The sequence below is a fragment of the Mesorhizobium sp. G2-6-1 genome (assembly GCF_055809095.1).
Map to the genome: position 1 here is coordinate 1,079,336 of NZ_CM147896.1, position 17,534 is coordinate 1,096,869.

Genomic DNA, 17,534 nt, shown 5'->3' on the forward strand with positions numbered 1-17,534 from the left:
ACTAGAGAGTTGTCTTGCATTTGCAACGGCAGAAAACGCGGGCCGCATAGATCAACACCGCGCCACCCTTTTCGAGGACAAGCCATTTGCTCCGGCTGTCGTTTCCCGCTAAGACGCCGCCGTCCACTCCAGTAAGCCGGGAACCACGCCGATGACGGACATCGCCGCCACCGCCGAAATGCAGGCAGACCTTCTTTCCAGAGCCCTGCCCTATATGCAGCGTTACGAGAACAAGACGGTCGTCGTCAAATATGGCGGTCATGCCATGGGCGACATTGAGCTTGGCAAGGCATTTGCCCGTGACATCGCCCTTTTGAAGCAGGCAGGCGTCAACCCCATTGTCGTGCATGGCGGCGGCCCGCAAATCGGTGCCATGCTCAACAAGATGGGCATCGAATCCAAATTCGAAGGCGGCCTTCGTGTGACCGATGCCAAGACCGTCGAGATCGTTGAAATGGTCCTTGCCGGCTCGATTAACAAGGAAATCGTTGCGCTTATCAATGCGGAAGGCGAATGGGCAATCGGACTGTGCGGCAAGGATGGCAATTTGGTGTTTGCCGAAAAAGCCCGCAAAACGATGGTTGACCCGGACTCGAATATCGAGCGCGTCATCGACCTTGGCTTCGTTGGCGAGCCGGTGGAGGTTGATCGCACATTGCTGGATCTTCTGGCACGCTCCGAGATGATCCCGGTACTGGCACCCGTGGCACCGGGGCGCGATGGCCACACCTACAACATCAATGCCGATACATTTGCCGGTGCCATTGCCGGCGCTCTGGCGGCAACGCGTCTGCTTTTCCTGACCGATGTTCCCGGTGTGCTGGACAAGAACAAGAAGCTGATCGACGAACTGACCGTTGCCCAGGCCAGGGCATTGATCAAGGATGGCACGATTTCCGGCGGCATGATTCCAAAGGTCGAGACCTGCATCGAGGCCATCGGGCGCGGCGTTGAGGGCGTCGTCATCCTCAATGGCAAAACGCCACACTCCGTCCTGCTCGAACTGTTTACCGAACATGGCGCGGGCACGCTGATCGTGCCTTGAAGCACTGTGGCGGCAAGCCCGGACGGAAAACCGCACCACACTTTTCCTGGAATTGCTCTAGCGCCTCAGATGTGCGAGCGGCACATGCCCCGGCCCCTTGATGTTTTGCAACACCAGTTGCGTATGCACGTCGCGCACACCTTCCAGGCGCATCAGACGGTGCATGACGAAGGCGTTGAGTTCGTCAACTGTTGGAACCATGACATGCAGCAGGAAGTCATGGTCCCCGTCATCGTCCAGCATGAAGAAATTTCGTCCATGCGTTCCACGGCAGCAATGAAGGCTTCGGGCGAGCCGTCACTGTGGCTGGTCAGGCGCACCTGAATAAACACCTCCACCATCAATCCGACAGCGCGACGGCTTATACGTGCGGCAAACCCCTTGATGATGCCCGCATCCTGAAGCGCTTCGAAGCGGCGCGCGCATGGTGTCGTTGAAAGCCCTATTTCCTGCGCCAGTTCCGACACCGGCTTGCGCCCATCACGTTGCAAAATATCGAGCATCTTTATCTCGAATTCGTCAAATCGAGGCATATTCTCTCCATTCAGCATTTCTTCGAGTGGATATTACCTCATTTTCCGAGAATGCGCGATGATGAAAGCGGAAACTCCCCGCCGCTCAACGCTATCCTTGCCGTTCAATCGGTGTGTTTGGCGAGGATCGAGACATGACAATCAGCGTTGGTGATTACGCCCGCGAGTGCGCTGCGCAGGGCCTTCGCGGCGACTATCTGGCATGCCGCCCGGATTTCACTGTGCCGCAGGAATACGCCTACAGTGCCGCGGAACAAAAAGTCTGGAGCGTCCTTTGCAATCGTCAGACCAAGTTGACCGAAAAGCTTGCTCATCATTCCTATCTCGATGGTGTCGAGGCGCTTGGACTGCTTGATCGCATCCCGGATTTCAATGAAGTGAGTGATCGCCTGTGCAAGCTTACGGGTTGGGAAATCGTCGCCGTTCCGGGCCTCATTCCTGCAACGCCTTTCTTCGAGCACCTCGCCAATCGCCGCTTTCCGGTTACGAACTGGCTGAGGAGCGAAGATGAACTCGACTATATCGTCGAGCCCGACATGTTTCACGATTTCTTCGGGCACGTGCCTGTCCTGACGCAACCGGTCTTTGCCGATTTCATGCAGATGTATGGCGACAAGGCAGCCGACGCCATCGCTGCAGGCGGCGATGAAATGATCACCAGGCTCTACTGGTACACAGCCGAATATGGCCTGATGCAAACGCCTGGAAAGGCGCTGAAAGCATTTGGAGCCGGTCTTATGTCATCATTTACCGAACTGGCGTTTGCAGTCACCGACGACAAGGCGCATCGCGTGCCCTTTGACCTCGAAACAGTGATGCGCACAACTTACGAGATCGACAAATTTCAGCGCGCCTATTTTATCCTGCCGTCTTTCGACGTGCTGCGCGATACGTTTCGCCACAGCGACCTGAAAGCAATCGTCACGCGCTGGAAAGATGAACCGGCGCTCGACCCATCCGACCTTTGATCTTCTGCGGTCAGACTGCGGCAATCTTGGCGAGGTGATCGCCGAGACGGCAGGCAAGTGCGGTAATCGTCGTGGTCGGATTGGCCTCACCCGATGTGCAAAATACGGAAGAGCCGCCGATATAAAGGTTGGCCATGCCATGCACCTTGCAGTCGCCATCCACCACACTCTTCGTCACGTCGGTGCCCATGCGGGTGCCGCCCATGTGATGATTACCGGCCAGTTCCTCATTGGCCGGATAGTCTTCTCCCTTGAGGATCCAATCGGCGATGCGGATGCGACCAAGGTCTTTTTCGGCCAGGGTTGCACCGAATAATCGCAAGCCTTCCAACAATGTGCGCCGTTCGAGACCGGATTTTTCCAGTGCAGTTCGATACGGGGCACGCCCGCATGGTCGATCTCGCTGTTTGAGAGCGCGATGTGGTTCGAGGCAAGGGGTGCCTGTTCCCAGGCAACATAAAGCTGGGCCGCACAGCGGAGATTCTGATTCAGTTTGCGCGATGTCCATTCGGCCAGATCGGGTGCCACGCAGGCGAGGTCGGCTAGGAGCCTTTTAACGCCGTGATAGGGCGTTTCTATCAACCTGATGCCGAAATTCATGATCTCGAGGCGCTGCATCGCCGCGGGTGACGGCGAGAAGAATGCTTCGTTGACGCCATCGACCTCGAACTCGTCGTAATTGGCAAGAATTGCGTTGCCACCTTCAAATGTCGGATGTTCCATCCAGTATTTGCCCAATGCGGCAGGTGCCGGGACAACGCCACCATTGGAGCGTTCGTTCGACCATAAAAGCAGGCGCGAATTTTCCAGCCCGCCTGTGCAAACAACCACATAGTCGGCGTGGAAATTACCGGCATCCTTGCCATTTGACCAAAGCCTTGCGCCGGTGATCCTCGTACCGTCGCCGCCAAGTTCGGTGGCATAAGTGTTCAACACCAGGGCAATATTGCCGCTCTTGTCCAATTCGTCGCGATATTTTTCGCCAAAACGAACGGCTGGGCTCTTGATCAGTTGAACCCAGCGTATGTCCTGCGAGACCGCCACGTCCGGGCGAAATTCCGGCAATTCAAGAATTTCGCGAACTTCGCTCACATATGGTTCGAGATCGGTGCGGCTGATTGGCCATCCTGTGTCTGGCACCCAAGACTTGGGAAGGAAGTCGGCTTCATCCAGGAGCCGGCACCAGCCAGCCCAGTGATTGGAACTGCCTCCCATATAGCGCAGCCGGGCGGCATCGAGGTCGAAATAGGGATCGCCCACAGTTTCGCCGCGGTAAAAATCCTGCGACTCGTCGCTGAATTCGTCCGATCCGGCTTCAAGTATCACGACTGGAATGCCCGCCGCACCAAGCTTGCGAGCTATCGTGATTCCCGCAGGACCCGAGCCGAGGATAACAACCCGTGGAGCAAAACCTGTTGTCTTGAACGCCTCGTAGCTATCGAAGATCACGCGAGATCACCCTTCTTCAGGATCCAGCCATTGATCTCGACGATCTCATCAGACACACCCGTTGCAGGCACATCCGTTGCAGGCTTCAACCGCGGCAGCACCAATGAAAAGACGGGCCATGCCATGAAACACCCGAGCAGGGATCGGCGTGAAATTTTTACCGTGCGGCGAGACAGGGAATTCATCTGACCAATCGATTTCCTTTGCCTCAAGCAATTGCGATGCTGATCGGCGGCTGCGTCCTATACAACATCTGTGAGAACAACAGCCATCAAAATTCTGGAAACTGGTAAACGCCTCTTGTTCTGGAAACACGCTTGAATTTTCTGGTCGCGTTCATAAATTGCAGTCACCGGGAAGCGGTGCGCCCAATTGGCCAAAACCTCGCATGAGAGATGGCTTCGTGAAATCGCCTCAGGCGGCTTCGGGCAAGTCGTGGTCGACGATCACCAGATTGCGACCGCCGTGCTTGGCTGCGTAAAGACGCCCGTCTGCACTGCGCATCATTTCGGATACCGTCGCCCCTTCCCCGCAAATCGTGCCGCCAATGCTGACGGTCAGTGGAATGACTTCGTCATGATCGGAAAGGAACTGGATGGATTCGACCTTGCGGCGAATGCGTTCGGCAATGCGTCTGGCCTCCTGTTCGTTCGCTCCGACCAGAAACGCACCGAACTCTTCGCCACCGATGCGACCGAGAATATCGCCTTCGCGCACGCCCTGCCTCAGTGCCGACGATATTTGAAGCAGCGCATCGTCGCCGACAAGGTGTCCATATCTGTCGTTCACGGCCTTGAAGTGATCGGCATCAATAATAAGCAATGCACCACGATCTGCTTTGCGTTGCGAACGGTCGAGCACCAAAAAGAAGCTCTCGCGGTTGAGCATGCCCGTCATGTCGTCATGGCGCGCCTTTTCCGACAGGCGCCGATGTGCGGCAGCAAGCTGGGCATGTGTACGGGCAAGCTCGCGGTGCGCGCGTTTCAAGCGGGCGTTCTGGCTGAACGTATAGGCGCATGTCGGCCATGCGATCAGAAGTGGACAGATCGCACACGCAATCAGGACATTTCCATCAATGCGACCGCCGAGTGCGGGAACGAGTGTGAGAGCCACAATGAGTGAGGCTGCTGCGCAAACAACAGCCACAAACAAGGATCTCAGTAGTATGCGATTCATTTAATGCTCCAGTCACACCCCTCTTGCCAGCGATCCTTAAAGGTCACGTTTCGTGCTCATTTAAAATTTGAACTGTCTTGCAGATTTACGATTTTTATCCCGCAAAAGTTGTGGATAAATCCCCACCCGCGAAGAGCGATTTCATGCCATAAGGACAACATGACAGAGATTCCCGAACCAACCCGCTTCGCCCATGTCACTGATTGGGTATTCGATCTGGACAATACGCTCTACCCGCACCACTCGAATCTGTTTTCACAGATAGACGTGAAGATGACAGCCTATGTGTCGGAACTCCTGACACTGCCGCGCGATGAGGCGCGCAAGCTGCAAAAAGAACTCTATCTGCAATATGGAACGACGCTGAATGGCCTGATGGAGCGCCACAAAATCAACCCGGACGATTTTCTGGAGAAGGTTCACGACATCGATTATTCATGGCTGGTGCCTGACCCTGTTCTTGGGGCAGCTATCCGCCAATTGCCCGGCCGCAAGTTCATCTTCACCAATGGTGACCGCAAGCACGCAGAGCGCGCAGCGCGCCAACTAGGCATTCTCGATCACTTCGACGCGATCTTCGATATCGTTGCCGCGGGCCTGACGCCAAAGCCTGCGCGCCAGACCTATGAGAAATTTACCGCGCTGCATTCCATCACCGGTCACAATAGCGTGATGTTTGAGGATCTGGCGCGTAATCTTGCGGTGCCAAAGGCGCTGGGGATGACGACCGTGCTGGTTGTGCCGCGCAATTTCGAGCCGACATTTTCCGAAATCTGGGAAAGCGATCCGGACAATGTCGACGATGTCGATTTTGTTACGGACAACCTTTCCAGCTTCCTGAACACCATTGTCGAGGGTAGCACGTAACTGGGAACACTGTCCGTCAGAGGCGGTAAAACCGGGAAACGATGCTCCATGCCTCGTCGGCCGTATCGACAAAATCGATAATATCCTGATCTCCGGGCGAGATCGTGCCTTGCTCGGCAAGAAAATCGAGGTCGATGGCGCGTTCCCAGAACGACTTGCCAAACAGAATCACCGGAACACGTTCCATGCGGCCTGTCTGGATGAGGGTCAGCGTCTCGAAAAATTCATCCATCGTACCGAAACCGCCGGGGAACACGGCCACCACTTTGGCGCGCATGACGAAATGCATCTTGCGGATGGCGAAATAGTGGAAATTGAAGCACAGTTCCGGCGTCACATAGACATTGGGCGCCTGTTCATGCGGCAAGACGATATTGAGGCCGATTGACGGGGCTCCGACATCGTCGGCACCACGATTTCCCGCTTCCATCACGCCGGGACCGCCGCCCGTTACGACGACGAACTCGCGATAATAGGAGGATGCGGAATGCTGCGAGCATAGCCGGGCAAATTTCCGCGCTTCCTCGTAGTATTTGCTGTTTTCCTCAAGGTTCTTCTTTTGCGTCTCGTTCTTGGCAGCCCAGGCATCGCCGCCCGGTTCGGGCAGCCGCGCGCCGCCGAAAAGGATCACCGTGGAGCGAATGCCGCGCTCGGCCAGCATCATCTCCGGCTTGAGGAGTTCGAGTTGCAGCCTGACAGCCCGCAACTCGCGCCTCGTCATGAATTCTTCGTCGTTCCACGCCAGACGATAAGTGGCGGCACGCGTTTGCGGTGTATCGGGCACACTTTTTACCCGCTCCAGATCCTCATCTGAATGCGGGAGCGGCGTCCAGCCTGCCTTTTCCTCCGAGTTCATATAGACAATTCTCCAAAATGCGCGTCTGCACCATCCCATGACGCAAGCTCGATTGACCCTTGCGAAGCCTTCACATAGGGTCCGCGCGGCTTTCAAACACGTTAACGGCAGCCTCTTAACAGCATGTGTAATGGAGCAATAGATGACGAAGCCCGATCTGGCCAACCTTGAAAAGACAATCGACAGGGCTTTCGAAGAACGCGATGGCATTTCGACGGCAACGCGCGGTGATGTCCGCGACGCCGTGGTGACAGCACTCGGCCTTCTGGACAGCGGCAGCGCACGGGTCGCCGAACGCCAGACCGACGGGACCTGGCACGTCAATCAATGGCTGAAAAAGGCGGTGCTGCTTTCCTTCCGCCTCAACCCCATGACCCTTATCAAGGGTGCCCCCGGCGACGCCTGCTGGTGGGACAAGGTGCCATCGAAATTCGATGGCTGGAGCGCCGTCGATTTCGAGAAGGCGGGCTTTCGCGCCGTCCCTTCGGCAATTGTGCGCCGCGCGGCTTTCGTGGCACCCGGTGCGGTGCTAATGCCGTCTTTTGTCAATATCGGTGCCTATGTCGACACCGGTACGATGGTCGATACATGGGCTTCGGTCGGTTCTTGCGCGCAAATTGGCAAGAACGTCCATCTGTCGGGAGGCGTTGGCATTGGCGGTGTCCTGGAACCGATGCAGGCCGGTCCAACCATCATCGAGGATAATTGCTTCATCGGCGCACGCTCCGAAGTGGTTGAGGGTTGCATCGTGCGCGAAGGTTCGGTTCTCGGCATGGGGGTCTTCATCGGCCAGTCGACCAAGATCGTGGACCGGGCGAGCGGTGAAATTTTCTACGGCGAGGTGCCGTCGAATTCCGTGGTCGTTGCCGGATCGCTGCCGGGCAAGCCGTTGCCAAATGGCGAACCGGGACCAAGCCTTTATTGTGCCGTGATCGTCAAACGGGTCGATGCCAGGACGCGCTCGAAAACCTCGATCAATGAATTGTTGCGTGATTGATCTTGCCTGAACGGACACGACCTTTGCCAAGCGGATCGCAGCTTATCTGGCTTTTCTTCGGGATTTCAGGCCGCGTCAGCCGGTCGGCCTATTTCCTCGGCGGATTGTTTGTGGCCATCGTGCAGGCGTTTCCTTTCTACCGCTTCACACTGGTCGTGGAGGGAACGCCAGAAAGCGCCATGTGGTCGATGTTGTTCCTTATCGCCTTGCTCGCCTCGCTATGGTCGAATGTTACTCTGGCCGTCAAACGCCTGCACGATCTTGGCAAGCCTGGCATGGCCGCAGTCATCCTGTTCGTGCCTGTCGTTTCAATCGTCGCCTTCCTCGTGCTTTGTCTTTTTCCGGGGCAAAATGGACCCAATCGCTATGGTGAGCGCACCAACGCCCCCCAGGGCGGTTGATCCAGCTTCCGTTTTCATGGCGCAACTGACAGTGCTTCGACAAGGCGATGAGCTCGGGCATTGTCCTGTCCTTGATCTGCCCGCGTGACAGCATCTAGAGCGTTTCTGGTTTTTGATGAATCGGCAGAACCGCTCTATCTCTTTGTTTTAGCCGCATTTCCGGACGCAAAACCGTTTCACACTTTTACTGGAAATGCTCCAATGTTTCGACTATCGGTTTTCCCATGACCTTGGCGACCAACCCTTCCGACAATCTCGCGGCCCTTATCCGCTGCGCTTCCGTCACGCCAGATGAAGGCGGTGCGCTGACCGTTCTTGAAACGCTATTGAAGCCACTCGGTTTTAGCGTGGAACGGCCCGTATTCAGCGATGACGGCACGCCCGACATCGAAAACCTTTATGCGCGGCGTTCCGGCAATGGTCCCCATCTGATGTTTGCCGGCCATACCGATGTGGTGCCGGTCGGTGACGAAGCCGCATGGACCCATCCGCCATTCGCAGCCAATATCGTGGACGGCGTCATGTATGGCCGCGGCGCGGTTGACATGAAAGGCGGCATTGCCTGTTTCATTGCTGCGATTGCGCGCCATATCCAGGAACATGGCGACCCGAAAGGTTCGGTTTCGCTCCTGATTACCGGTGACGAAGAGGGTCCGGCGATCAACGGAAGCGTCAAATTGCTCGAATGGGCGGCGGCCAAAGGCGAAAAATGGGACGCCGCCATCGTTGGCGAGCCGACCAATCCCGACGCACTCGGCGATATGATAAAAACAGGCCGACGCGGTTCCCTTTCAGGCATTATCACCGTCAATGGCCGTCAGGGCCATGTTGCTTATCCGCATCTCGCAGACAATCCGGTGCGCGGTTTGCTGACGCTGGCGGATTGCCTGCTCCACCCGGTGTTCGACAAAGGCACGAAAGATTTTCAGCCCACCAATCTGGAAATCACGTCCATTGATGTCGGCAATCCGGCAAGCAATGTCATTGCGGCAAAGGCAAGTGCTGCCTTCAACATTCGCTTCAACGACACTTGGACTGCTGAAACGATCCAGGCCGAGGTTCACAACCGCCTCGATACGGCAGCTCGCAAAAAGAAATATCGGCAGGGGCGCAAGGAAAGCATCGAGTTCGACCTCGCATGGAAGGATCGGCCAAGCCATGTCTTCCTGACACGCGATGAGCGGCTTATCGAGACGCTTGGCACGTCCGTCAAGAAGGTGACTGGCAAGAAACCTGGCCTGTCGACATCGGGGGGCACGTCCGATGCCCGCTTCATCAAGGATTATTGCCCTGTGGTCGAATTCGGCCTCGTCGGCCAGACGATGCACATGGTGGATGAGCGCGTCGCAATCTCCGATCTTGAGTTGTTGACGCAAATATACCAACGTTTCATCGGTGACTGGTTTGCACGAGATTAGATCATGCTTTCGGCGGACGAAACTCAAACATATCTGAGCGGGGCATGGCAGCTGATGATGGGCAAGCCCGAGGGTTTGCGCCGGCTTGATCTTTCGGCTGACGGCTTCTGGAATTCGTTCTTCGCGCTGTTTGTCGCGGCCCCGGCGCTAATCGTCGGCTGGGTCAGTGTGGCAAACGAGATCGGCGATCCCGACGCTTTCGCTGGACGCTTGGGCATGCTGGTCCGTCTGGCGGTGGTCGATATTGGCGGCTGGGTATTACCACTGCTGGCGCTGGCGCTTGCTGCCCCTCATGTTGGCATAGGCGACCGTTTCGTTCATTATGTCGTGGCAAGCAACTGGGCTTCGGCCATCATCGCCTGGCTGGTATTGCCCGCAGCACTTGTCGGGCTGTTCCTGCCTTCAACAAACGAGCTTGCCAATGTCGTCACCCTGTTCTTCTTCCTGTTGTCGATGTTCCTGACCTGGCGCATGACCAATGCGGTCATCGGCAAGGGTCCGGCGATGGGCTCCGCTGTCTTTGCAGGCATGTTCATCATATCGGTTATCGTTCTTTTTAGCCTGCAGGCACTGCTTGGTATCGTCGTTATAAAATAACCACTGTCGCGACAATTGGGATTTGGGTGTGGCGCCAAACATCTCCCCTCAGATGGGGGGATAGTCCACGCCGACCAGAAAAAGACCGTCGGGCGGTGCCACCTGCCCACAGGCCGCACGGTCATGGGCATCAAGTGCTGCTTTCAGGTTGCTTGCCGTCCACGCGCCCTCACCAACCCGTTTCAACGAGCCGACCATTGAACGCACCTGATTGTGCAGGAAGGAGCGCGCCGCCGCGCGGATTTCAATGTCATCGCCATTTCTGGCAACATCGAGCCTCTCCAGCGTCCTCAGCGGGCTGTTGGCCTGACACTGTGTCGAGCGGAAGGTCGTGAAATCATGCCTTCCCAGCAGCATTTTCGCAGCTTCGTGCATGGCAGCCGCGTCCAGCCTTTTGGGCACCCACCAGACCTTGCCCTTGTCGATGGCAGAAGGCGCGCGCCTGTTCATGATGCGATAGAGATAGTGGCGTCCCGTTGCCGAAAAGCGCGCATCGAATTCCTCCGACACCCTGCTCGCCTTCAAAATGACAACGCGTTCGCCTGCCATTTGAAGATGCGCGTTGAGGGCATCGCGTACCTTGTCTTGCGGCCAGTTCTTTGTCAGATCGGCATGTGCTACCTGTGCGGTTGCGTGAACGCCTGCGTCCGTTCGCCCGGCCGCGCGCAACGATATCCGCTCACCGCAAAACTTCGCGATAGCCTCTTCAATCGCCTGCTGCACCGAAGGTTGGTCTGCCTGCCGCTGCCAGCCGGCATAGGGCCTGCCGTCATATTCTATATCGAGGCGATAGCGCGGCATGGCAATTGCTGTGTATTCTTCAGGCGGCCAGCGCCGACGTGAAGGCCGAGGCATAGACCAGCTTGCCGCACTCGGGTGCATCTGCCCAGGCAAGCGCTTGCAAGGCATCGCCTTGATAATCGCTTTCAAATTGTGCTGCGCGCTCGTGGCTGTAACCGAACCGGCCATAATAGGCAGGATCACCCAGCACCACGGTCAGGGTTTCACCAGCGCTTTTCAGACGCAGATGGGCTTCGCGGATCAACGCGCCACCGATACCGGTTCCGTGAAAGGATGGCTCCACTGCAAGCGGTGCCAATGCAACGGCAGGAAATGCCTTGCCGGCATTTTGCACTATAAGGCGTGAAAACAGGATGTGGCCGACCACCTGACCATCTTCTTCTGCCACCAGTTCAACAATGGCGTCACCGGCGCCGATCAATGCGTCGACCAGTCCGGCCTCCGATTCCTGCATGAAAGCGTGTTCTTCAACGAGGCGTATTGCTTCGCGGTCGCGCGGCGTTGCAGTGCGTATCGACATCATGCTCATGACAGTTTCATTCCTTTTTCGAGCTTGGTGCCGCGTAAAAATCCGACGCAGAAACCGGCTTTCCGCCCGCTCGTTGAACTTCGACCAGCCGAACCGCACCCGCTGCGCAAGCGATCGTCAGTTGGTCATCAATTATAACACCTGCGTCACCACCGCCCTCGACATGGCTGTCATCAGCGAGGGTTGAGCGCAGTAGTTTCAGCCTTTCGGTCCGGCCGCCGATTTCCGTTTCGCACCATGCACCGGGAAAAGGCGAGAGGCCGCGAATATGGTTATGGACCTCACCAGCCTGCAAGCGCCAATCGACACGCGTTTCGGCTTTTCCAATCTTTTTTGCGTAAATCGCACCAATTGCGGACTGCGGCTGGAAGGAAATCGTTTTTTCCTGCATCAAGGCAAGCGCCTCCACCATCAGGCCAGCGCCGACTTCCATGAGTTGATCATGCAGGTCGCCTGCCGTCATATCGCTGCCAATCGGCACGATTTCGGTAAGTGCCACCGGCCCCGTATCGAGCCCCTCTTCCATGCGCATCACCATCATGCCGGTCTGCCTATCACCTGCCATGATGGCGCGCTGGATGGGCGCGGCGCCACGCCAGCGCGGCAAAAGAGACGCGTGGCCGTTGAGGCAACCGAAGCGCGGCATATCGAGCAAGGGTTTGGGCAACAGCAGGCCATAGGCGACAACCACGGCGACATCGGCGTTCAAAGCCTGAAACGCAGCCAATTGCGCCTCGCTGCCCAGTGAAGTCGGCGTGCGCACTTCGATGCCCAGCCGCTCTGCCGCGCGTTGTACGGGTGAAGGCGTCAGTTCCAGCCCGCGACGGCCTGCCGCGCGTGGCGGTTGGGTATAGACGGCAACAACTTCATGTCCGGCAGCCACAACCGCATTCAACGTCGCCGTTGAAAAATCCGGCGTTCCCATGAAGACGATGCGAAGCGGCATGGCGCGGCCTTATCCCGCCATTCGGCTTGGCGGCTTGTCCTTGGCCAGCTTCCTGAACTTTTTCACCACCATGTCGCGCTTGAGTTTGGAAATATAGTCGATGAAAAGCACGCCATTCAGATGGTCGATCTCATGTTGCAGGCAGGTTGCCATCAAGCCTTCGGCCATGATTTCCTGCTCTTTTCCATCACGGTCGAGATATTTCACCCGCACCCCTTCCGGGCGCTCGACCTCGGCATAATAGTCGGGAATGGACAGGCAGCCCTCCTCATAGACCGAGCGGGCGTCGGCACTTTCAAGAATTTCGGGATTGATGAAGACGTGGGGGGCCGGTGTCTCATCTTCCTTGGCAAGATCAATGACCAACATGCGAAGCGGTTCGCCGATCTGGATTGCAGCCAAGCCAATTCCCGGCGCATCATACATCGTCGCCAGCATGTCATCGGCAAGTTGGCGCACAGGCGCATCGACACATTCCACCGGCTTCGACACCTGGCGCAAAACGGGATCGGGGAGAATGATAAGCGGCTTGATCGTCATGCCGTTTCACCTAAATCCTCGGCTTGATTGCGTCAACTGTGGGCTGTCATTTTCGTTCACGTTTTGATCTATCGGCGCGACCCGAATCAGATATGCTGGTGTGATGAACGATCTGACCGCTCTTTTATCCGCGCCAATTGCCCAGTTGGGCGCAACGACCATTACATTGGGCCAGATATTGGCCTTTGGTGCCTTGTTGTTCGTCGGGCTATTTGTGGGGCTTGGCTTTGCTCTTTGGCAGACCGCCAAGGCGCGCGCTGCGGCAGCGGTGGAAACCGCAGACCATGCCCGTGACGCGGAAGCGCGAATGGCAGGCATTCTTCAAAGCCAGGCGGAAATGCAAGGCCGCATGGGCGCGATTGCCGAAGTGTTCGGCTCTCGTCAGGCAGAACTCACCCAGTCGATTGGCCAACGCCTAGACGCGATGACCGGACGCCTTGGCCAAACCATGAGTGAACAGACGAAATCAACCCATGAGAGCCTTGCAAAATTACAGGAGCGGCTTGCTGTCATCGACACCGCGCAAGGCAATATCCAATCGCTGGCCGGACAAGTGGTGCAACTTCAGGCCATCTTATCCAACAAGCAGACACGCGGCGCATTCGGACAATCGCGCATGGAGGCCATCGTTGCCGATGGCCTGCCGCTTGGTGCCTATGAATTTCAGGCAACCTTGTCGAACGGCAACCGCCCTGATTGCCTTGTGAAAATGCCCAATGATTCACCTTCGCTGGTCATCGACGCCAAATTTCCATTGGAGGCATGGAACGCGATCCGTGCCGCCGAAGGCGCGGATTTGCAAAAGACCGCAGCGCAGGCATTCCGGCGTGACATTGAAGTGCATATCCGCGACATCTCGGAGAAATATCTCATTCAGGGCGAGACGCAGGATACGGCATTCATGTTCGTTCCTTCAGAATCCGTTTTCGCAGAAATCCACGAAAATTTCGAGGCGTTGATCCAGAAAGCACACCGCGCCCGTATCGTCATCGTCTCGCCTTCGCTGCTGATGCTGTCGATCCAGGTCATTCAGGCAATTCTCAAGGATTCGCGCATGCGCGAACAGGCGCACCTCATACAAGGCGAAGTGATCCGCCTGATGGAAGATGTGAAGCGCCTCGACGAGCGCGTGCGCAAATTGCAAAACCACTTCGGTCAGGCATCGAAGGACATCGATGAAATTCTGGTTTCATCGACCAAGGTGACAAAGCGCGGCCAGAAGATCGAGGCGCTCGAATTTGGCGAACAGGGAGCGCAGGCAAATGACGCTCCTCCTGCCGCCAATCTCAAGTCAGGAGCGGCCTCGCAAAAAGATGATAGCGTGTCGAAAACCAGCCAACTCAGGCTGCGGGTCGTGGAAGACGGCAGTTGAACGGCGCGCCGTCCCCGGCTTGATGTCATCCGATTGCGAAATCACCATTTTTTGCATGATGACGGGCCTTGCGAAGAAGCTTATTACTCGGTTCACTCGCATTGTCACTCACTGGAGAAGTTCGCCATGGCCAAAGGTCAAATGAAAGCGGCAAAGGAAGCTCGCAAACCGAAGAAGGACGCCAAGAAACCGGCTGCCGCACCGACGCTGCAAGCCCCACCAGTCAAGGCAACCCGCCTCAAAGACAAATAAGAGCGACCGCTACTGCGTGGAATGCGATGACAAGCTGTGCATGTCCGCCTTTGCCTGATCGGCAAAAGATGGGAATGGTGCGTTTTGTTGATAGTCGTTTCGGCTCCGTCGCTGTCATTCCGTGCAGTTGGAGGTGGAGCATTGGCTTCAAGAGCGCTGTATGAACCTCATCAGGCACAACGCGCTTCAAGTGGTGAAGTGAGGACGACCTCGCTATTTTCTATAACCGGACGGGACGACCCGTCCTGCCATTGGAGATTTCGATGTCGTGGACATTACTGTTTTTTGCCGGCCTGCTTGAGATCGGCTGGGCAATCGGCCTCAAATACACTGATGGCTTCTCAAAGCCGCTGCCAACAATATTGACCAGTGCGTCGATGATTGCGAGTGTCATCTTGCTGGGACTGGCCTTGAAAACATTGCCTGTAGGCACCGCTTACGCCGTCTGGACCGGCATTGGCACCGTCGGCACGGCAATTTTGGGTATCTGGTTGCTCGGGGAACCTGCGACCGCGACGCGGCTTGCCTGCATCGCCCTTATCGTCGCCGGTATAGCCGGATTGAAATTTTCGGCCTGACGAAACGCGGGCGCAAAATGGAAAAAGGCCGTCCTGGCGGCGGCCTTTCGGTTAAAAGAGTTGCAGCGTTCTTTGCGTATCCCAAAAGATGCGCTGCGTCGTAAACGGTTCAGCTTTTGATAAAATCGCTGAGCCGCTCTAAGCATCTGTATTTTCGAAACACCTAGCGAAACCACAGTTCCGCCGTTTCAGCATTTCTTTATCGCGAAACGAAGCCCGGCGGGGTTCTGCCGGTACGTGCCTTGCGCGCGGCATAGCGCGCATCGCGCTTGGCTTTGCGTTCTGCCTCGTCGGCGAGAAGGCGAGAAATCCGCTCGTTTTCTTCTGCTTCGCGCAGCTTGGCCTCGGCGGCGGCTGCCGCTTCGGCTTCCAGTCGCGCCTTTTCTTCTTCTGCTTCGCGCGCAGCCTTCTCGGCCGCTTCGCGCGCCAGGCGCTCCTGCTTCAGCCTCAGCTTCTCGGCTTCACGCTCTGCGCGTGCCTCAAGAATTGCCTTGCGTTCTGCCTGACGTGCCAGCACTTTCGGATCGTCCGCTGCCGGTCTTGCCTTGAAGCGCTCGAGAAGCGCCTTCTTTGCCTCGTTTGCGGTATTACGCCGCTCGAAAATGTCTTTTTCCCTGTAGATAGCCAATTCGTTTCCCTAAAAGTCAATTTGCGTCGCTTACATACGCGTCGAACCACAGAGTTCAAGCGCCAAAACAGCATGTCGGCCATGAAAATCGTCGCTGTTGCAGTTGAACTACACCGATTCGAGCCTAATTTGACATTCACCGTTCACATTTTGCGCCATGAAACACAAAAGCTAGCCGCTGCGGTCTGCACCTGACTGACCCGCGAACATCCCTATTGAACAGTTGCTCGGAACTTTACCCGCAAACCGGCGTTTAAGTCGTTGCCGATGCCTTTTTTCAGGCACAGGCGGCGGGGGAGCTGTATGAAATCCGAAAATGCCAGCGCGGCCAGACAGGAACCGGTAGCTAAACAGGAGCCGGATGACCGGCCTATCGACCTGCTTGGCGACGGCAATCGACTGACGCGCCTGTTGTTGATGGGTATTTTCATGCTCATGGCAATCTCGGCGCTGTATTTTGCCCGCGCTTTTTTCATGCCTGTCATTCTTGCTTTTCTTCTGGCTCTTACACTCACGCCTATCGTGCGGCTGCTGCGCAAGCAAGGTATTCCAGAAGCCATGTCGGCAACTTTGCTGGTGCTGATATCCGGTGTCGTTATCGGTAGCGCCGGATATTTTTTGAGCGGCCCGGTCATCGACCTCATCAACAACGCACCCTCGATCGGCTACCAACTTGGTGAGCGGCTGGACGATTTTCGCCGCCCACTCGACAAGGTCGTCGATGTAACGGAACAATTCGAAGCCCTCAGCAAACCCTCTGGTGACACGGAAATCCAGAAGGTCACGCTGGCGCAGTCCGGAATCCTGTCTCAGGCAGCCGGAAACCTTTTGTCGGCAGGAACCAGCATCACCATCATTTTCGTGCTGTCCTTGTTCCTTCTGGCATCGGGCACGATGTTTTATGAAAAGATCGTTCAATGCTTCACCAGCATGAGCGAAAAGAAGCGGGCGCTGCGTCTGGTCTATGACGTCGAGCGGGAAATCTCGCGCTATTTGCTCACCGTCGCCATCATCAATACGGGTCTTGGCGTTGTCATCGCTTGCGGCCTGTGGGCGCTGGGAATGCCCAATCCACTGGTTTGGGGAGCGGTTGCCACTCTGCTCAACTTCCTTCCCTATGTCGGTGCGTTTGCCACCGTCGCACTTGTCGCGGTCATCGCAACCATCAGTTTTGACAGCATTTCCTATGCTCTTCTGGCTCCGGCATTCGTGCTTTTGTGCGACATTATCGAAGGCCAGTTCGTGACACCGATGGTCGTGGGGCGGCGTCTGGAGATCAATGCCGTCGCCGTCTTTATCGCCATTGCTTTCTGGTCATGGCTCTGGGGTTTCGTCGGCGCTCTCCTTGCCGTTCCTTTACTGGTTGTCATCAAGGTATTTTGCGACAATTTCGACGGCATGCGCCATATCGGCAATTTTCTTGCCGCCCAGCAATCCATGTCCATTGAAGACGATAGCGCGGAACAGGAAACCTAGAGCCTCAAGCATCGGGCTGGAAAGTGGTTGCCGGTTTTCCGCCCGTCTGCTCGATCGTAACGTGGTTCCAACCTCATTTTCGAGATCATCGGGTTTGCGGCCCCA

General features: G+C 56.5%; 18 protein-coding genes and 3 pseudogenes. 11 read left to right on the forward strand and 10 right to left on the reverse strand.

Annotated features, from left to right (window positions below):
* The first annotated feature begins 151 nt into the window (after positions 1 to 151).
* Positions 152 to 1,045 carry an acetylglutamate kinase gene (argB, locus tag AC0L7S_RS05140; protein ID WP_473473372.1) on the forward strand — a complete coding sequence of 298 codons (894 nt, stop codon included), beginning with the start codon at positions 152 to 154 and terminating at the stop codon, positions 1,043 to 1,045.
* A 57-nt stretch (positions 1,046 to 1,102) separates the two neighbouring features.
* Here the strand turns inward: argB and AC0L7S_RS05145 are convergent.
* Positions 1,103 to 1,578: pseudogene (locus AC0L7S_RS05145) on the reverse strand (Lrp/AsnC family transcriptional regulator).
* Between the two features lie 134 nt (positions 1,579 to 1,712).
* On the opposite strand from AC0L7S_RS05145, the gene phhA reads away from it, so the two are divergent.
* Positions 1,713 to 2,546 (forward strand): phenylalanine 4-monooxygenase, encoded by an 834-nt coding sequence (phhA, locus tag AC0L7S_RS05150; RefSeq protein WP_473473373.1) that lies wholly within the window; start codon positions 1,713 to 1,715, stop codon positions 2,544 to 2,546.
* A gap of 10 nt (positions 2,547 to 2,556) precedes the next feature.
* Here the strand turns inward: phhA and AC0L7S_RS05155 are convergent.
* The 3 genes and pseudogenes from AC0L7S_RS05155 to AC0L7S_RS05165 form a co-directional block, all read right to left on the reverse strand.
* Positions 2,557 to 3,995, reverse strand: a pseudogene (locus AC0L7S_RS05155) (GMC oxidoreductase).
* Positions 3,992 to 4,180: a hypothetical protein gene (locus AC0L7S_RS05160; protein ID WP_473473374.1), complete on the reverse strand. Its 189-nt coding sequence runs from the start codon at positions 4,178 to 4,180 to the stop codon at positions 3,992 to 3,994. The pseudogene AC0L7S_RS05155 and the gene AC0L7S_RS05160 overlap by 4 nt, the downstream one beginning before the upstream one ends.
* A gap of 229 nt (positions 4,181 to 4,409) precedes the next feature.
* Positions 4,410 to 5,171, reverse strand: coding sequence for a GGDEF domain-containing protein (locus AC0L7S_RS05165; protein WP_473473375.1), 762 nt, complete (start codon positions 5,169 to 5,171; stop codon positions 4,410 to 4,412).
* Between the two features lie 159 nt (positions 5,172 to 5,330).
* Here AC0L7S_RS05165 and AC0L7S_RS05170 point away from each other — a divergent pair, with 159 nt between their 5' ends.
* The gene (locus AC0L7S_RS05170) at positions 5,331 to 6,038 is read left to right on the forward strand and encodes a pyrimidine 5'-nucleotidase (RefSeq protein ID WP_473473376.1); all 708 of its coding nucleotides are present in this window, start codon (positions 5,331 to 5,333) and stop codon (positions 6,036 to 6,038) included.
* Positions 6,039 to 6,054: 16 nt separating this feature from the next.
* On the opposite strand, the gene AC0L7S_RS05175 is transcribed toward AC0L7S_RS05170, so the two are convergent.
* A complete protein-coding gene (locus tag AC0L7S_RS05175; protein ID WP_473473377.1) occupies positions 6,055 to 6,894 on the reverse strand; it encodes an LOG family protein in 840 nt (279 codons plus the stop codon).
* 142 nt (positions 6,895 to 7,036) lie between these two features.
* Here AC0L7S_RS05175 and dapD point away from each other — a divergent pair, with 142 nt between their 5' ends.
* The 4 genes from dapD (at position 7,037) to AC0L7S_RS05195 (ending at position 10,307) form a co-directional block, all read left to right on the forward strand.
* The gene (gene dapD, locus AC0L7S_RS05180; RefSeq protein ID WP_473473378.1) at positions 7,037 to 7,891 is read left to right on the forward strand and encodes a 2,3,4,5-tetrahydropyridine-2,6-dicarboxylate N-succinyltransferase; all 855 of its coding nucleotides are present in this window, start codon (positions 7,037 to 7,039) and stop codon (positions 7,889 to 7,891) included.
* Positions 7,892 to 7,914: 23 nt separating this feature from the next.
* The gene (locus tag AC0L7S_RS05185) at positions 7,915 to 8,292 is read left to right on the forward strand and encodes a DUF805 domain-containing protein (RefSeq protein ID WP_473473379.1); all 378 of its coding nucleotides are present in this window, start codon (positions 7,915 to 7,917) and stop codon (positions 8,290 to 8,292) included.
* A gap of 224 nt (positions 8,293 to 8,516) precedes the next feature.
* The gene (gene dapE / locus AC0L7S_RS05190) at positions 8,517 to 9,710 is read left to right on the forward strand and encodes a succinyl-diaminopimelate desuccinylase (RefSeq protein ID WP_473473380.1); all 1,194 of its coding nucleotides are present in this window, start codon (positions 8,517 to 8,519) and stop codon (positions 9,708 to 9,710) included.
* 3 nt (positions 9,711 to 9,713) lie between these two features.
* On the forward strand, positions 9,714 to 10,307 hold the full coding sequence (locus AC0L7S_RS05195; protein WP_473473381.1) for a transporter: 594 nt from the start codon (positions 9,714 to 9,716) through the stop codon (positions 10,305 to 10,307).
* A 48-nt stretch (positions 10,308 to 10,355) separates the two neighbouring features.
* Here AC0L7S_RS05195 and truA read toward each other — a convergent pair whose 3' ends face one another.
* The 4 genes and pseudogenes from truA to def all read right to left on the reverse strand — a co-directional run bounded on the left by truA (position 10,356) and on the right by def (position 13,123).
* Positions 10,356 to 11,108 carry a tRNA pseudouridine(38-40) synthase TruA gene (truA, locus tag AC0L7S_RS05200; protein ID WP_473473382.1) on the reverse strand — a complete coding sequence of 251 codons (753 nt, stop codon included), beginning with the start codon at positions 11,106 to 11,108 and terminating at the stop codon, positions 10,356 to 10,358.
* 19 nt (positions 11,109 to 11,127) lie between these two features.
* Positions 11,128 to 11,637 (reverse strand): GNAT family N-acetyltransferase, encoded by a 510-nt coding sequence (locus tag AC0L7S_RS05205; protein WP_473473383.1) that lies wholly within the window; start codon positions 11,635 to 11,637, stop codon positions 11,128 to 11,130.
* Positions 11,634 to 12,583 (reverse strand): annotated as a pseudogene (gene fmt / locus AC0L7S_RS05210) (methionyl-tRNA formyltransferase). Before fmt ends, AC0L7S_RS05205 begins: the two are co-directional and overlap by 4 nt.
* A 9-nt stretch (positions 12,584 to 12,592) precedes the next feature.
* On the reverse strand, positions 12,593 to 13,123 hold the full coding sequence (gene def, locus AC0L7S_RS05215) for a peptide deformylase (RefSeq protein ID WP_473473384.1): 531 nt from the start codon (positions 13,121 to 13,123) through the stop codon (positions 12,593 to 12,595).
* A 103-nt stretch (positions 13,124 to 13,226) separates the two neighbouring features.
* On the opposite strand from def, the gene AC0L7S_RS05220 reads away from it, so the two are divergent.
* The 3 genes from AC0L7S_RS05220 (at position 13,227) to sugE (ending at position 15,325) form a co-directional block, all read left to right on the forward strand.
* Positions 13,227 to 14,495 carry a DNA recombination protein RmuC gene (locus tag AC0L7S_RS05220; RefSeq protein ID WP_473473385.1) on the forward strand — a complete coding sequence of 423 codons (1,269 nt, stop codon included), beginning with the start codon at positions 13,227 to 13,229 and terminating at the stop codon, positions 14,493 to 14,495.
* Positions 14,496 to 14,621: 126 nt separating this feature from the next.
* Complete coding sequence (locus AC0L7S_RS05225) at positions 14,622 to 14,747, forward strand: hypothetical protein (RefSeq protein ID WP_473473386.1); 126 nt, start codon at positions 14,622 to 14,624, stop codon at positions 14,745 to 14,747.
* A gap of 263 nt (positions 14,748 to 15,010) precedes the next feature.
* Positions 15,011 to 15,325, forward strand: coding sequence for a quaternary ammonium compound efflux SMR transporter SugE (gene sugE / locus AC0L7S_RS05230; protein ID WP_473473387.1), 315 nt, complete (start codon positions 15,011 to 15,013; stop codon positions 15,323 to 15,325).
* Between the two features lie 199 nt (positions 15,326 to 15,524).
* Here sugE and AC0L7S_RS05235 read toward each other — a convergent pair whose 3' ends face one another.
* Positions 15,525 to 15,953: a DUF6481 family protein gene (locus AC0L7S_RS05235; RefSeq protein ID WP_473473388.1), complete on the reverse strand. Its 429-nt coding sequence runs from the start codon at positions 15,951 to 15,953 to the stop codon at positions 15,525 to 15,527.
* A 303-nt stretch (positions 15,954 to 16,256) separates the two neighbouring features.
* Between AC0L7S_RS05235 and AC0L7S_RS05240 the strand changes: the two genes are divergently transcribed.
* The gene (locus AC0L7S_RS05240) at positions 16,257 to 17,429 is read left to right on the forward strand and encodes an AI-2E family transporter (RefSeq protein ID WP_473473389.1); all 1,173 of its coding nucleotides are present in this window, start codon (positions 16,257 to 16,259) and stop codon (positions 17,427 to 17,429) included.
* The last annotated feature ends 105 nt before the right edge of the window (positions 17,430 to 17,534 follow it).